At 75.3% G+C, this 15030-nt stretch carries 13 protein-coding genes; 12 read left to right on the forward strand and 1 reads right to left on the reverse strand.

Translation table 11 applies throughout. The features are described from left to right. Positions 1 to 5 precede the first annotated feature (5 nt). The 11 genes from rfbA to O7618_RS18875 all read left to right on the forward strand — a co-directional run bounded on the left by rfbA (position 6) and on the right by O7618_RS18875 (position 12261). Entirely contained in the window at positions 6 to 893 is an 888-nt protein-coding gene (gene rfbA / locus O7618_RS18825) for a glucose-1-phosphate thymidylyltransferase RfbA (RefSeq protein WP_278107414.1), read from the forward strand. Continuing rightward, positions 890 to 1492: a dTDP-4-dehydrorhamnose 3,5-epimerase family protein gene (locus O7618_RS18830; protein WP_278107415.1), complete on the forward strand. Its 603-nt coding sequence runs from the start codon at positions 890 to 892 to the stop codon at positions 1490 to 1492. Before rfbA ends, O7618_RS18830 begins: the two co-directional genes overlap by 4 nt. Positions 1493 to 1600: 108 nt before the next feature. Continuing rightward, positions 1601 to 2737: a glycosyltransferase gene (locus O7618_RS18835; RefSeq protein ID WP_278107416.1), complete on the forward strand. Its 1137-nt coding sequence runs from the start codon at positions 1601 to 1603 to the stop codon at positions 2735 to 2737. A gap of 21 nt (positions 2738 to 2758) precedes the next feature. Continuing rightward, complete coding sequence (locus O7618_RS18840) at positions 2759 to 3622, forward strand: glycosyltransferase (RefSeq protein WP_278107417.1); 864 nt, start codon at positions 2759 to 2761, stop codon at positions 3620 to 3622. Beyond that, positions 3619 to 4848, forward strand: a complete 1230-nt coding sequence (locus O7618_RS18845; RefSeq protein WP_278107418.1) for a hypothetical protein — start codon at positions 3619 to 3621, stop codon at positions 4846 to 4848. Before O7618_RS18840 ends, O7618_RS18845 begins: the two co-directional genes overlap by 4 nt. Then, entirely contained in the window at positions 4841 to 5737 is an 897-nt protein-coding gene (locus O7618_RS18850; RefSeq protein ID WP_278107419.1) for a glycosyltransferase family 2 protein, read from the forward strand. The genes O7618_RS18845 and O7618_RS18850 overlap by 8 nt, the downstream gene beginning before the upstream one ends. A 3-nt stretch (positions 5738 to 5740) precedes the next feature. Beyond that, the gene (locus tag O7618_RS18855) at positions 5741 to 6889 is read left to right on the forward strand and encodes a glycosyltransferase family 4 protein (RefSeq protein WP_278107420.1); all 1149 of its coding nucleotides are present in this window, start codon (positions 5741 to 5743) and stop codon (positions 6887 to 6889) included. After that, positions 6886 to 8268: an O-antigen ligase family protein gene (locus tag O7618_RS18860; protein ID WP_278107421.1), complete on the forward strand. Its 1383-nt coding sequence runs from the start codon at positions 6886 to 6888 to the stop codon at positions 8266 to 8268. The genes O7618_RS18855 and O7618_RS18860 overlap by 4 nt, the downstream gene beginning before the upstream one ends. Continuing rightward, entirely contained in the window at positions 8265 to 9671 is a 1407-nt protein-coding gene (locus O7618_RS18865) for a hypothetical protein (RefSeq protein ID WP_278107422.1), read from the forward strand. Before O7618_RS18860 ends, O7618_RS18865 begins: the two co-directional genes overlap by 4 nt. 48 nt (positions 9672 to 9719) lie before the next feature. Then, entirely contained in the window at positions 9720 to 11009 is a 1290-nt protein-coding gene (locus O7618_RS18870) for a DUF1800 family protein (protein WP_278107424.1), read from the forward strand. 1 nt (position 11010) lies between these two features. Continuing rightward, the gene (locus tag O7618_RS18875; RefSeq protein ID WP_278107425.1) at positions 11011 to 12261 is read left to right on the forward strand and encodes a DUF1501 domain-containing protein; all 1251 of its coding nucleotides are present in this window, start codon (positions 11011 to 11013) and stop codon (positions 12259 to 12261) included. Between the two features lie 8 nt (positions 12262 to 12269). On the opposite strand, the gene O7618_RS18880 is transcribed toward O7618_RS18875, so the two are convergent. After that, positions 12270 to 14090: a trypsin-like peptidase domain-containing protein gene (locus O7618_RS18880; RefSeq protein ID WP_278107426.1), complete on the reverse strand. Its 1821-nt coding sequence runs from the start codon at positions 14088 to 14090 to the stop codon at positions 12270 to 12272. Between the two features lie 82 nt (positions 14091 to 14172). On the opposite strand from O7618_RS18880, the gene O7618_RS18885 reads away from it, so the two are divergent. Further along, positions 14173 to 15021, forward strand: a complete 849-nt coding sequence (locus O7618_RS18885; RefSeq protein ID WP_278107427.1) for a MurR/RpiR family transcriptional regulator — start codon at positions 14173 to 14175, stop codon at positions 15019 to 15021. Positions 15022 to 15030 lie beyond the last annotated feature (9 nt).

Here is a 15030-nt window from a genome sequence, read left to right on the forward strand (position 1 = left end):
CGCGGGTGCGTGGAATCCTTCTCGCCGGCGGAACCGGGAGCCGGCTCTGGCCGATCACCCGGGCGGTCTCCAAGCAGCTCATGCCGGTGTTCGACAAGCCGATGGTCTACTACCCGCTGTCCACGCTGGTGCTGGCCGGGGTGCACGAGATCCTGGTGGTCACCACGCCGGAGGACCGCCCGCAGTTCGAGCGGCTGCTCGGCGACGGCAGCCAGTGGGGGCTGCGCCTGGAGTACGCCGAGCAGGCCCGCCCGGAGGGCATCGCGCAGGCGTTCGTGCTCGGCGCGGACTTCGTCGGCGACGACTCGGTGGCGCTGGTCCTCGGCGACAACATCTTCCACGGCGTCGGTCTCGGCCGGCAGCTCGTGCAGCACGGCGACCCCACCGGCGGCCGGGTGTTCGCCTATCCGGTCGCCAACCCGGGCGACTACGGCGTGGTCGAGTTCGACGCGGCCGGTCAGGTGCTGTCGATCGAGGAGAAGCCGGCCCGGCCCCGGTCCCGCTACGCGGTGCCCGGCCTCTACTTCTACGACAACCGGGTGGTCGACATCGCCCGCAAGCTCACACCCAGCGCGCGCGGCGAGTTGGAGATCACGGCGGTCAACGAGACGTACCGCGAGTGGGGTGAGCTGTCGGTCACCGTGCTCGACCGGGGCACCGCGTGGCTGGACACCGGCACGTTCACCTCGATGGTGCAGGCCGCCGAGTTCGTCCGGGTGATCGAGGAGCGGCAGGGCATGAAGATCGGCTGTGTCGAGGAGGTGGTCTGGCAGTCCGGGCTGATCGACGACGACCGGTTGCGCGCCCTGGCGGAACCGCTGGTCCGCAGCGGCTACGGTCGCTACCTGCTCGGCCTGCTGGCGGACCGGCCGGCCGTCGAGGGCGGGTCGTGAAGGTCCGGCCGCTGGGCATCGCGGGCGCGTGGGAGGTCACGCCCGTGCCGCACGCCGACCCGCGCGGGCTGTTCCTGGAGTGGTACCGGTTCGACCGGCTCGCCGAGGCGGTCGGGCACCCGCTGCGGCTGGCCCAGGCCAACCTGTCGGTCTCCGCACGTGGCGTGGTCCGCGGCATCCACTTCGCCGACGTCCCACCCGGCCAGGCGAAGTACGTGACCTGCGTGCGGGGGGCGGTGCTCGACGTGGTGGTGGACGTGCGGACCGGCTCACCGACGTTCGGCCGGTGGGAGGCGGTCCGCCTGGACGACGTCGACCGGCGCGCCGTCTACCTGGCGGAGGGGCTGGGGCACGGCTTCTGCGCGCTGACCGACGACGCGACGTTGAGTTACCTCTGCTCCACCACGTACCGGCCGGCGGCCGAGCACACCGTGCACCCGCTCGATGCGGACCTCGCGATCGACTGGCCGACCGCGACGCCGCTGCTCTCCGCCCGGGACGAGGCGGCGCCGAGCCTGGCCGAGGCGCGGGCCGCGGGGCTGCTGCCCGACCACGAAACCTGCCGGTCCTACCTGGACGGCCGACGGCTCGCTCCCTGACCGCCTGCGGCATTTGTCCGGCGGGTTGGCGGCCACCGCGACCGACCTCATATCCTGCCTTCGCTCCCGGCCCGCCCGGCCGGAAGCTGCCACGGGGAGGAAAGCACGATGTCCGGTCCGCCGCCCGCCGCGTCCACCCCGGCGACGGCGGCCCCGGTGCCCGCCCTCGGCGACGCGTCCGTCGCGCTGGTGCACGAGTGGTTCGGCGTCACCGGCGGCTCCGAGCAGGTGTTCCGCGGCATCTCCGAACTGTTCCCCCGGGCCCAGCGGTTCGCCCTGTGGCAGGACGACGGGGTGGACGAGCCGGGCCTGCGCGAGTCGTGGCTGGCCCGCACGCCGATGCGGCGCCGCAAGGCGATGGCGCTGCCGCTGATGCCGGTGGTGTGGCGGACGCTGACCCGGGACCGCTTCGACGTGGTCATCTCGTCCAGCCACGCCTTCGCCCACACGGTCCGGCTGGGCCCGCCCGAGACCACCCGGCACCTGAGCTACGTGCACGCCCCGGCGCGCTACCTGTGGAACCCGGCGACCGACGGCCGTGGCGCGAGCCCGCTGCTCGCCCTGCCCCGGCGCGCGCTGCGCGGCGTCGACGTGCGGTTGAGCCGGCACGTGCACGCGTACGCGGCGAACTCCCGCGAGGTGCGCGACCGGATCCGGCGCCACTGGGGGCGCGACGCCGTGGTGATCAACCCGCCGGTGCGGGTGGCCTGGTTCGCCGACGCGCCGGCCGCCGACCGGGCGCAGTCACGCGACTACCTGCTCGGGGTCGGGCGTTGGATCCCGTACAAGCGGTTCGACCTGATCGTGGCGACCGCCGAGGCCGCCGGGCTGCCGCTCGTCGTCGCCGGCTCCGGGCCCGAGGAGCCCCGCCTCCGCCGGCTCGCCGAGCGGGCCGACGTGCCCGTCACGTTCGAGGTCGCGCCGAGCCAGGAGCGGCTGCGGCGGCTCTACTGGGGCGCGCGGGCGCTGCTCTTCCCGGTGCACGAGGACTTCGGCATCGTGCCGGTGGAGGCGCAGGCGTGCGGCACGCCGGTGATCGGGCTGCGCCGGGGCGGGCTGCGGGAGACCGTCGTCGACGGCGAGACCGGGTTCCTGGTCGACTCCACCGACGCCCGCGACCACGCGGCGCTCACCCGACGCCTCGACGAGCTGCGGCCGGAGCGCGTCCGGGCCCACGCGGCCACCTTCTCCGAGGCGTCCTTCGCCGCCGCCTTCGCCGCCTGGGTGACGGAAGCCGTTGCCTAGCCCGCACCGGAGGGTGAGCCGATGACCACTCTCGGCATCGCCGTCGTCGACTACCGCAGCGCGGCCGACACCGCCGGCCTGGTCCGCTCGATCGTGGCCCACCACCACGACCCCGACCTGCGGGTGGCCGTCGCGCTCGTCGACAACGGTGACCGGCGCGCCCCGTTGGAGGAGGTCGCCGACCTCGCCCGCCGGCACGGCCTGCTGGCGCGGGTGCTGCACGGGCACGGCAACGTCGGGTACGCCGCCGGCAACAACCTCGCCGCGCGGTGGCTGCGCGACGCCGGGGCCGACGTGATCTGGGTGCTCAACCCGGACGCCCGGATCACCGGCGGTTCGCTCGCCTCGGCGGCACGTCTCGGCGCGGGCGACGACGGGTGCGCGATCGGCGCGACCGCGTACCGGGACGGCGGCGGGACGGTCCGGCCCGACCTGGGCGCGGTCGACCTGTGGACCGGCCGCAGCGGACGGTCAGCGGGCCCGCGCGCGCTGACCTACGTGGCCGGGCACTCCGTGCTGCTCACCCGGGCGGCGTTCGACGGGCTGGGCGGGTTCGGCGAGGAGTTCTTCCTGTTCTACGAGGAAGCCGACCTGGCGGTCCGGTCGGCCCGGCTCGGCGTACCCGTGCGGGTCGTCGCGGACCTGCTGGTGACGCACGCCGGCGGGGGCGCGACGGGCGCGAGCGCCGACCTGCGGGCCAAGTCGCTGCTGACCTGGTTCCACGCCAGCCGGAGCTGCATGATCTTCTTCCGGCGGCACTACCCCCGCCGTCTCCCGGTGGCGGTGGCGGCCCGGCTGCTCTACGCCGGCCGGGCCCTGCTGGCGGCCGGCCCGGCCGCGGCGGGCGCGGTGCTGCGCGGCACGGCGGCGGGGTTGCGGTCGTGATCGCGGCAATCCGGCGGGCGGTCGCCAGCGCCACCCTGATGTACGTCGTCGCGCTGGCCATGTCGGGCGTGGCCATCCTGCTCAGCATCGCGCTCCCGCCCGCCGAGCGGGGTCTGCTGGTGGCCACGACGGCGAGCGCCACGATCGCCGTGGCGGTCGGCGGGCTGTCGCTGGAGACGTTCCTGCTGGCGCAGGGGCGGCGCTGGCTCGACGAGCTGGCCGGGCGCCGCAGCCTGCTGGTCTACCTCGCCACCGTGCCGATGACCGCCGCGCTGGCCGGGATGTTCGCGCACTACTCCGAGGAGGCGCGGCCGGGTCTTGCGGTCCTCGGCGCGGCGTGCCTCGCGGCGAGCAACGTGCCGGCCGCCGCCGGGCTCACCCTCGGCGGCTTCCTCAGCGTCTACCGCTACCGGGCCGCGTTCGCCGCCGTCGCGCCGGCGCTGTACGCCGGGCTCATCCTCACCGGGGTGGACGACGCGGACCGCTGGCTGGTGGCGTGGCTGGGCTGCCAGGCGGTGATGGCGGTGGCGTTCTGGGCGCGGCACGGCCGGCCGCTGGCCCGGCTGCTGCGGCGGGCCGCCCCGCCCCGGGAGCGGATCACCCGGTTGGGGCTCACCCACACCGGCGCGGTGGCCCAGGTCTTCACCTACCGCTTCGACCAGTTGGCGCTGGCCCGCCACCAGGGGCCGGACGTGCTGGCGGTCTATTCCCTGGCGGTCGCGGCGATCGAGTTCACCCAGGCCGGCGCCGTGGTCGCCGCGCAACGCACGCTCGGCGACCACGAGGACGGCTCCGACCGGCGGCTGGCCGGCGTGCTGCGCCGGGCGGTCTGGCTGTCCGCCGGGATGGGGGTGCTGGTCCTGGCCGGGCTCGCCGCGATCGGGGTGCTCGCCGACGGCTACACGGCCGCGCTGCTGATCGGCCTGATCCTGGTGCCGCGCAGCATCGCGGTGACCGTCGGCAAGGTGCTCAGCGCCCGGCTGGTCAACCTGGGCGGCGAGCGCGCGACGGCGGTGATCGCGGTGGGTACCGCCCTCGCCGCGATCGTCGGCTACTCTCTCACCGCTCCCGCGTTCGGCGCGGTGGGCGTCGCCGCCGCGTCGGTGGCGCTCTTCGCGGCGCACAGCACCGCCACCGCCGTCACGCTGCGGAGCTGGCCCGCGCGGCAGGACGCGCCGGATCCCGCGCCCCCGGCCCGGAACAGTGAGGTTGGCAGCAGTGCCTGACACGGTCGTCGCGGTGATCCTCAACTGGAACTGCGCGGACGACACGCTGCGCTGCCTGCGGGCCGTGCTCGCCGGCAGCGTCGTGCCCGAGGTGGTCGTCGTCGACAACGGGTCGACCGACGACTCGGTCGCGCGGCTGGCCCACCTCGACGGGCCGGCCACCCTGCTGCGGCTGGACGACAACCTCGGCTACGCGGGCGGGATGAACGCCGGCATCCGGGCCGCCCGGGAACGCGGCGCCGACTGGGTCTGGCTGCTGAACGCCGACGCGGTCCCCCGCCCGGGCGCGCTCGCCGCGCTGCTGGCGCACCGGGAGCGGTTCACCGTGGCCACGTCGGTGCAGACGACCTCGGCGCACCCGGACGACCCGGACCCGGAGCCGTACGTGGTCGCCGCTCTGCTCCCCGGCGGCAAAGTCCGGCCGTTCGGCTGCGCCGGGTGCGCCGAGGGGCTGCACGAGGTCGACGTGGTCACCGGGGCCGCGCTGCTGCTGCGGGTGCCCGACGTCGTCCGGGTCGGGTTCTTCGACGAGCGCTTCTTCCACTACAAGGAGGAGTTCGACCTGGTCCGCCGGATCGCCGACGCGGGCGGGCGGATCGCGCTGGTGTGCGGTTCGGAGGTCTGGCACCGGCGCGGCGGCAGCCTCAGCGGGTCCAGCCCGCGGGCGATCTACTACCACCACCGCAACGAGATCCTGTACGTGCGCAAGCACTACCGCCGCCCGCTGCGGCGGCTGCTGCTCGGCGAGCCGATCCACTACCGGCGGCTGGCGACCGCGCTGCTGCGGCTGGCGGCGGGCGACCGGGCGCGCCGGCTCGGCTCGCGCGCGGTCCTCGCCGGTTACCGGGACGGCCTGCGCGGCGTCCACGGCCCCACCGAGAGGTTCTGAACGGTGCATCTGCTGTTCGTGAGCCATTCGGCGGAGCTGATGGGTGCGGAACGGTCGCTTGTCGCGTTGGTCCGCGAGGCGGCCCGGGTGCGTGGCCACCGGGTCACCGTCACGCTGCCGGCGGCCGGTCCGCTGGAGTCCGAGCTGACCGGGGCGGGCGCGGCCGTGGCGGTCCTGCCGACCCGGCTCTGGATGGGTCGGCGGCACCGCGGCCCGGTCGGTGTGGTGCGGTCGGTGCAGGCGCTGGCCTCGGTGCCCCGCTACCGTCGGTTCCTGCGGCGGGCACGACCCGACCTGGTGGTGACGAACTCGGTCGTGGTTCCGGCCGGCGCGCTCGCCGCCCGGTCGGCGGGCGTCCGGCACGTGTGGACGGTCCGGGAGAGCCTGCTGACCAACCCGAGCCTCCGCTGTGCGCTGCCCCGCCGGACGATCGCCCGGATCGTCGCCGCCCGCTCGGACGGTGTCGTCGCCATCTCGCGCTACGTCGCCGAGCAACTGCTGGCGGCGGCGCCCGACGCCGCACCGAAGCTGCGGGTGGTCCCACCCGCGGTGGAGCCCCGCGCGGCACCTCCCCCGGCCGGCGCCCGGGAGCCGGTCACACCCGGGCTGGCGAAGCTCGTGCTGCTCGGGCGGTTCACGCCGGAGAAGGGGCAGGCGGACGCCGTCGAGGCGCTCGGGCGGTGCCTGCGGGCCGGGCGACCGCTGCGGCTGACGCTGGCCGGGGTCGGCGACCCGGCTGCCCGGCGGGCCGTGCGGGAACTCGCCGAGCGGCACGGCGTCGGCCACCTCGTCGACGTGCACGCGTGGGTGGACGACCCGTACCCGCTGTACGCGGCGGCGGACGCGACCCTGATGCTCTCCCGCAACGAGGCGTTCGGGCGGGTGACGGTGGAGTCACTGCTGGCCGGCACTCCGGTGATCGGCTATCGGGCCGGCGCCACCACCGAGATCCTCGCCGACGGTGGCGGGGTGCTCGTCGCGCCGGATCCCGGGGAGCTGGCGCGGACCCTGCTGGGCCTGGCCGCCGACGCGGACGCCGTGGGCCGGCTCCGGTCCGCCGCCGCCCGGCGGGCCGGCGCGCTGGCCGCCGTTCCCTCGTCCGCGTCGCGCTTCGTGTCCTACCTGGAGGAACTGCGGGCGGACCACCGGTGACCCGGTCGTCGTGGTCGATCTGGCCGCCGGCCGCGCTGGCGCTGTCGGTCGGCCTGCTCGCCGGGTGGCGGCCCCTGCTGGCCGGCGTCGCGGCCCTGGTGGCGCTGGCCGGTTGGGCGCTGTGGGACCCGGCCCGGCTGAACCACGCGCTCTTCGCGGTGCTGTTCCTGGTGCCTGTCACGGTCCGGCTCGGCGGGTGGGACAAGCCGGTGTGGATGGTGCTGCTGACCGCGACCGCCATCGCCCTCTACGGCCGGCTCCAGCGCCTGCGCCCGGACGAGCCGCTCGGGTCCGCCGGGGCGGCCGCGTTCGCGCTGCCCGTCGCGGGCGTCCTCGCCGCGCCGGCGCACTGGAGCGGCCCGAAGGACCTGGTGTTCGCGCTCGCCCCGTTCGGCTGCTACGCGGTCGTCACCTGGCACGTGGTGGCGGAGGCCCGGCGGGACCCGGCGGCGTTCGTCCGGCTGGCCCGCTTCTTCGCCTGGCTGGGCGTGCCACTGGCGCTCCTCGCCGTGCACCAGCGGGTCACCGGGACCTGGCCGGTGCTGGACGAGTTGGCCACCAGCAACGCCTTCACCTCGTCGGCCGGCGCCGGCCGGTCGGTCGCCACGACCGGCCACCCGATCGTCTACGGCGCCTACTGCCTGATGTCGATGGGCGTCGCGCTCGCCCTGCGCGGCCGGGCCTGGCCGGTGCCGTTCGCCGCCGGCGTGGTCGGGCTGCTGCTCTCCGGCTCGCGCAGCGCCTGGATCGGGGTGGGGTGCGCCGGCGTGGTCTGGTATCTCACCCGCCGCCCCCGGCTGACCCGCCAAGGTGTCGCCGCGATCGCGGCGACCGCCGCCGGCGCGGTGGCGCTGGCGCTGGCCGGCCCGGCACCGGTGCGCGGCGCGGTCGACATGGTTCGCGCCCGGATGTCCGACGTCGGCGGGTCCAGCTCCGCGACGGCCCGCTACCGCCGGTACGAGGTGGCGTGGGACGCGCTCACCGACGGTGTCGACCGGGTGCTGTTCGGTCTCGGGCCGGAGGCTCACGTCCGCTTCTTCCAGGAGGTGGGGATCGACGACCACCTGGCGCAGACGTTCGACAACAGCTTCCTCACCCTCTGGTACGACCTGGGCCTGGTGACGCTGCTGCCGTTCCTCGCGCTGCTGGTCATCCTCGTCGTCCGGACCCGGTCGCTGGCCGCCCGGCTGCTGGTGGTGGGCATGACGGCGCAGATCTTCTTCTTCGACTTCTATCTGTGGCCGTGTGCCGCGGCCGTGTTGATCCTGGCCGCCGGCCTGGCCGCGGCCGACCGGGACGTCGACGCCGGCCACCGTCCGGCGACGCCGCTGGCAGTGGGGGCCGGGTCGCCGGCCGAGGCAGGGAAGGACCACACGTGAGGCTCATCGCCGCATCCCGACCGGCGGCCGGTCCCGGCTCGCCGGGGCCCGCGACGCGCGCCCGTGACGGCGTGCGGGCGGCCGTCGACCGTTCCCGCCTGACGGTCCGCCGGTGGGTCGAGCTGACGCCCCGGCAGCAGGTGCGGGCGCTGCGCCGCTACCGGTGGACGGCGCTGGTCCTGGTGCTGCTCGGCGGGGCCGGCGGCGGGCTGGCGGCCGCGGCGCAGGCCCCGGTCTACCGGGCGGAGGCACGGCTGCTGTGTTCGCCGAACTTCCCCACCAACGACGTCCGGCAGCTCGACACCGGCGGCAACTACATCCTCCAGCGGGTCCGGTCGTACACCGAGGTGGCCGACAGCGCCGAGGTGGCGGCGGCGGTCACGGCGCGGCTGGGCCTGCCGTGGTCCCCGCCGGAGCTGCCGAACCGGGTCAGCGTGACCAGCCGGGCCAGCACCGCCGTGCTGACCGTCGTGGTGGAGGACGGCGACCCGGAGCGGGCCCGGGACATCGCCAACGCCGTCGCCGACGAGATTCCCGGCTACATCGCCCGGATCGAACGGCCGACCGGGGTGGACCGCTCGCCGGTCAAGGTCACCGTCGTCCGACCGGCGGTCGCCCCCGAGTCGCCGGACTCGCCCCGACCGCTGACCGACGTCGGCCTGGGTCTGGTGGGTGGGCTGGTGGTGGCGACGGCGACCGCGCTCGGCCGGTACGCGCGCGACCCCGCCGTGCGGGACTCCCGGCATGCCGCCGAGGTGGCGGATCTCGTCCTGCTGGCCGACACCGGGCCGGTGAGCCCTGTCCCGCTCTCGCCCGAGCGGATGGCCGACCGGGCGGACGAACTGCGGCAGGTGCGGACGAACGTCCGCCTCCAGGCGGCCGGCGGCCCGCTGACCAGCCTCGCCGTGGTGGCACCCACCGCCGGCGCCACGGCGGCCGTCACCGCGGCCCACCTGGCGGTCGCGTTCGCCCAGGCCGGCGACCCGGTGGTGCTCGTCGACGTGGACCCCGGCCGCCGCTGGGCGCACGAGCTGTTCGGCGTCGGCGACGACGCCGGTCCCGCCACCGGCCTGGTCGACGGCTCGCCGGTGCGCGACGCGCTGGTGCGGTGGCGGCCGGAGCTGCCGCTGCACGTGCTGCCGGCCGGGCCGGCGCCGCTGGGCCCCGACCGGCTGGCCACGCTGGTGGCCGAGCTGCGCGCCGAGGAGACCCTGGTGGTCGTCGTGGGCCCGCCGCTGCTGTCGGACGCGGACACGCTGCTGCTGGTCGGGGCCACCGACGCCACGGTGGTCGCGGCCCGGGTCGGTTCGACGGACGCGGACTCGCTCGCGACCGCCGTCCAGGTGTTGCGGCGGGTACCGGCGAACCTGCTCGGCCTGGTCACGGTGGGCCGCCCCGGATAGCCGGGAGCGGGTTCCCGCGCCGGCGGGACGCCACCTAGGCTGGTCGGAATGAGGGATGACGTCGCGATGCTGTTGCGGCGGGCGACCTTCGGCCCCACGGCGTCCGAAGTGGAGGCGGCCCGCCGGGCCGGATATCCGGCCACCGTGGCACGGCTCACCTCGCCGGCCGGGCCGGATCGGGGCGCCGCCGCCGCGCCGGTGCCGGATCTCGGCCGGGACCCGTTCGACGACCTGCCCGACCCGACCGTCGAGCAGCGCACCGCCGCCGAGACGACCCGCCGGCAGCACACCGACGCCATCATCCGGTGGTGGCTCGACCGGCTCACCGTCGCCGACCACCAGGCCGCCGAGAAGCTGCTGTTCTTCTGGCACGGACACTGGGCCACCTCGATCCGCAAGGTGGGCAGCCCGCAGTTCATGCTGGCGCAGCACCAGAAGATGCGCGCCGCGCCGGACATCCGGGCGATGGCCCGCGCTCTCGTCTGCGACCCGGCGCTGGTCTACTGGCTCGACGGGCAGCTCAACACCAAGGACGCGCCGAACGAGAACCTGGCGCGCGAGCTGATGGAACTGTTCCTGCTGGGCATCGGCACCTACACCGAACGCGACGTCAAGGAGGCGGGGCGGGCGCTGACCGGCTGGCGGACCGACCTCGGCGTACCGGCCACCGCGATCTTCTTCCCGGAGGACCACGACGCCCGGCCCAAGACGATCCTCGGCACCACCGCCGCGTTCGACGCGTTCACCCTGGTCGACCATCTGATCGACCGGCCGGAGTGCGCCCGGTTCGTCGCCACCCGCATGTGGTTCCGCTACGGCTCGTCGACCGAGCCGATCGGCCGCTCCACCGAGCGGCGGATGGTGGCGGCGTTTCCGGTGGGCGTCCGGATGCTGCGGGCCCTGTTCTCCGACGACGAGTTCCGGTCGGGCCGGCACCGGATGGTCAAGCAACCGGTGGAGTGGTTGGTGGGCGTCCTGCGGCAGCTCGGCCTGCGGCCGGCGCAGCTCTCCGGGGAGACGCTGCACCAGCTCACCACCGGCCTGGGCGGGCTCGGGCAGGTGCCGTTCGCGCCGCCGAGCGTGGGCGGTTGGCCGGCCGGCACGGCCTGGCTCAGCTCGGCGGCGGCGCAGATCCGGCTGGGCCTGGCGGACCTGCTCGCCGGGCTCGCGTACGTCGAGCGCGGCGAGGACGTCGACCGGATGAACCCGGAGAAGCTGGCCGAGGTGCTCGCCGTGGACACCTGGACCAACCGCACCTACCAGGCCCTGAAGCGGGCGGGCGGCCCTCGGCAGCTCCTCACCCTCGGCCTGGTGAGTCCGGAATACCTGGTGGACTGAGATGGACGCGCTGACCCGTCGCCGGTTCCTGCTCGCCTCCACCGCGGCCGGTGGCGCCGCCGCGGTCGCCGCCGGCGGCATCGGGCTGGCCGACCTCCTCGCCACCGCGCGGGGCCGGGGGTCCGAACCGGAGGACCGGACCGACCGTCTGGTGGTGGTCACGCTCTACGGCGGCAACGACGGGCTCAACACGGTCGTGCCGTACGCCGACCCGGCGTACCACTCGGCCCGGCCGGAGCTGGCCTACGACCCGGAGCGGGTGCTGCGGCTCGACGACGCGCTCGGCCTCAACCCGGTCCTCACCGGGCTGAAGCGCCTCTGGGACCGCGGGCAGTTGGGCATCGTGCTGGGCGTCGGCTATCCCCGGCCGGACCGCAGCCACTTCCGGTCGATGGACATCTGGCAGACCGCGTCGCCCGCGCAACCGGTCGCGACGGGCTGGGTGGGCCGCTGGCTCGACGGCACCCGCGCCTCCGCCGAGGCGGCCGTCAGCTTCGAGCCGGTGCTGCCGCCGCTGCTGGTCGGCGAGCGGCGGTCCGGCGCCTGTGTGGCCCTCGGTGGCCTGCGGTTGCCGCCCGGCGTCGACACCGGCATGGTGGCCGCGTTGGGTGAGGTCCAGGACGGCGAGTCCGAGTTGCAGATGCGCGCGGCGCAGGCGTACCGGGACCTGCTGGACGTGGACGCGCTGGTCCGGCAGGCCGACCACCGCGAGGCGGCCACGGATCCGGCGGACCGTCCGATCGCCACCGCGACCGGCGGCGCGGTCTCCCTGGCCGCGCAGCTCGCGCTGGTGGCCCGCTGCGTGGAGGCGGGGGTGCCCACCCGGGTCTACTCGGTGAGCCTGGGCGGGTTCGACACCCACGCCCAGGAGCGGGTCGGGCAGGAGGCGCTGCTCGGCCGGCTCGACGAGGCGTTGTCGTCGTTCACCGACCGGCTCGGCCGGACGGCGGCGGGCCGGCGGGTGACGGTGGTGGTCTACAGCGAGTTCGGCCGTCGGGTCCGGGCCAACGCGTCCGACGGCACCGACCACGGCACCGCCGGTCCGGTGTTCGTGCTGGGCCCCCGGGTGGCGGGCGGGCTGCACGGCGAGCAGCCGAGCCTGACCGACCTCGACGCCGGCGATCTCAAGGCGACAACGGATTTCCGCGACGTCTTCGGCACGCTGCTGGCGACCGTGCTGCACGCCGAGCCGGCCCGCTACCTGGGCGGCTACCGGCCGAAGCCGCTGTCGCTCCTGCGCGCCGACGGCTGAGACCGGGCTCAGCCCCGGGCGCGGGAGCGGGCCGCCACCGCCAGGGCGACGAGCGTCACCAGCAGCGCCACGCCGAGCCCGACGAGCACGAACACGGCCCAGTTCGGGAACGTCTGCGCGCGGTCCGCGATGGCCTGCCGGTCGTCGGCGTTGCCGCGGTACGTCTGGGCCACGTGGTTGGTGGGCGAGTCGGTCACCGTGGCGCGAAGCTGCCGGATCGCGGCCGGGTACTGGCCGGCGAAGTAGGCGTCCAGGCCGCTGCGGTAGCGCCTGTCGACGCTGCCCAACTCGGCGGTGACCCCGGCCTCGGCGAGCAGCAAGCCGAGCGTGGTCGCCGGCACCACCACGCGGTTCGCCTTGGTGGCGGACGACTCGTCGTTGTCGAGCATGCCGACGACCCGGCCGCTCGTGTCGACGACCGGTCCGCCCCGGGAGTGGCTGCCGACGTCGTCGTTGAGCCGGAACACCGACACCGGTCCCTGGCTGCCCCAGGCGGTCACGGTCACCTGCTTCGAGGCGACGGTGTAGGTGGCGGTGCGGGGGTCCTTCTCGCTCGTGGCGTAGCCGATCGACAGCAGCGACGCACCCGGCTGGATCTCGGCGGTGGTGTTCAGCTCCGCGACGGGCAGGTGGTCGTCGGCGAGCTTGACCAGCGCGACGTTGCCGGCGGCGGCGTCCCACGTCCGGACGATCTCACCGGGGATCGCCGGGGCCTCGGTGCGGTTGCCCCGGCTCACGTTGAGCTGCCCGAAGAGCCGGACCTGCGGCTCCGGCTGGGAGTCGACGCCGGTGAGCACCGTGGTACGCAGCTTCGCCGCCACGTACGAGTCGAGGGCGGCGGATTCGAGCTTCTTCTCCGCGATCAGCGTCTGGCCCAGCGCGTAGAGGGCGTTCTGCCGGGCCGTGTCGGTGGCCGGCCGGACGCAGAGGTTGTTGGTCAGCACGTGGCCGGCGGGGCTGACCACGAAGCCGCTGCACCGGCGGTTGAAGGTGACCGGCCCGGCCCGCAGGGGCGCCTTGGTCACCTTGTCGCGCAGGTATCCGGTGAACACGACCTCCACGTAGACCACCGCCGGTGAGGCGATGGCGGTGGCGCGTTCCTCCAGTGTGTACGGGGGCGGCGGCGGGTCGTTGTCGCTCGTGCCGGCGAGCGCGACCACGCCGCCGGCGGCGACGAGGAGCAGCACGGCCAGCGCCACCAGGGCTCGCAGCCCGCCGGTGCGGCGCGGGCGGGGCGTACTGGGCACGATGCGGCGCTGCGGCGCGGTGAACGGGTCGACCGGGGGTCCGCTGACCGGCGGGGACGACACCTGGTGCGGCACCGCCGACGTCGGCGTGGGCGCGGGCGAGACGGGCTGCGGCGGCGCGGAGACCGGCTGCGGCCCGACCGGGGCGTGCATCGCCCACGGCAGCGGCGCGCCGGAGGTCGGGGTGGCGCCGGAGACCGGCATCGCCGAGACCGACTCGGGCAGGTCGGCCACCGGGCCGGCCTCGGGGATCAGGATCTCCGCCTCCGCCTCGGCCGGGTGCAGGTCCATGCCGAGGTTCTGGAACAGGCGCTGCCCGCCCATCCCCTCCTCGGCGGGGTACGCCGCCCACGGCGTCGCGGCGGCGAAGTCGGCGTTGACGTAGCGCTGGCCGCCGGGGGTCAGCGCCATGGCGTTGGCGGCGTTGGCGAAGGCCTCCCGCCACGGCGGGTCGGTCGCGGCGGCGCCCGCCAGCACGGCCACCGTGACCAACCGGTCCTGCCCGTCGATGGCCCACCACACCTTGCCCACCTGGCAGACGCCGATCGCCTCGGTGAACCTGTACGGACCAACCGGTTGCATGCGTCCCACTCCTCTGCTCACCCGCCGTGCGGATAGTACAGAGCGCTTGCGCGATGAAATTTTCTATGCATAGAGTCTCGCCATGAATGAAGGCAGCGCGGCCGGCGCCGATCGCCTGCTCGACCTGCTGCACGGCGCCCGGCTCACCCCCACCCAACGCCGCATCGCGCACTGCCTGGTCCGGCACAGCGGCGCGGTCGCCTATCTGTCCGCGGCCGAGGTGGCCGAGCTGGCCGGCGTCAGCCAGCCGTCGGTGACCCGGTTCGCCATGGCGCTCGGGCACGACGGCTACCCCGCGCTCCGCCGCAAGCTGCGGGAACTCACCATCACCACGGCCGGCGACCGGGCCGACGCCGGAAACGCGCTGCAACGGGCCGTGCGTGCCGAGACGGACAACCTGGACCGGCTCGCCGGGCAGCTCGCCGACGCGGACCGGATCGCCGAGGTGGGCAGGTTGCTCGCCGCCAGCCGTCCACTGCCGGTGCTCGGGTTGCGCGCGGCCGCGCCGCTGGCCGCCTACTTCGCGTACTTCGCCGCGAAGGTGCACCCCGACGTGCGCGTCCTCGACCACGGCGGCAGCATGCTCGCCGACCGCCTCGACCAGGCGGTCGCGGCCGGCGCCACCGCGCTGCTCGCGTTCGTGCTGCCGCGCTATCCGCGGGAGACGCTCGACGCGCTGCGCGAGGCCCGGGACGCCGGGCTGACCGTCGTGGCGATCACCGACTCGCCGGTGAGCCCGGCCACCGAGCACGCCGAGGTGGTGCTCCCCGCCGCCGTCGGCACCGACCTGGTCTTCGACCTGCACACCGCACCGATGACGCTGGCCATGGTGGTGTTGCAGGCGATCTGCGACGCCGCCCCGGCCGAGACCCAGACCCGGCTCGAGGCGTTCGAGTCGTCCGCCGCCCGCCGCCAGTTGTTCCTCGGCTGAGAGGAGTAC

The organism is Micromonospora sp. WMMD980, assembly GCF_029626035.1.
GTDB lineage: Bacteria > Actinomycetota > Actinomycetes > Mycobacteriales > Micromonosporaceae > Micromonospora.

Bases quoted from the DNA above. Each gene is read 5' to 3' on its own strand.
- O7618_RS18875 (WP_278107425.1), top strand. From the start codon at position 11,011: ATGGACGCGCTGACCCGTCGCCGGTTCCTGCTCGCCTCCACCGCGGCC.
- O7618_RS18880 (WP_278107426.1), bottom strand. From the start codon at position 14,090: ATGCAACCGGTTGGTCCGTACAGGTTCACCGAGGCGATCGGCGTCTGC.
- O7618_RS18840 (WP_278107417.1), top strand. From the start codon at position 2,759: ATGACCACTCTCGGCATCGCCGTCGTCGACTACCGCAGCGCGGCCGAC.
- O7618_RS18835 (WP_278107416.1), top strand. From the start codon at position 1,601: ATGTCCGGTCCGCCGCCCGCCGCGTCCACCCCGGCGACGGCGGCCCCG.
- O7618_RS18870 (WP_278107424.1), top strand. From the start codon at position 9,720: ATGAGGGATGACGTCGCGATGCTGTTGCGGCGGGCGACCTTCGGCCCC.
- O7618_RS18885 (WP_278107427.1), top strand. From the start codon at position 14,173: ATGAATGAAGGCAGCGCGGCCGGCGCCGATCGCCTGCTCGACCTGCTG.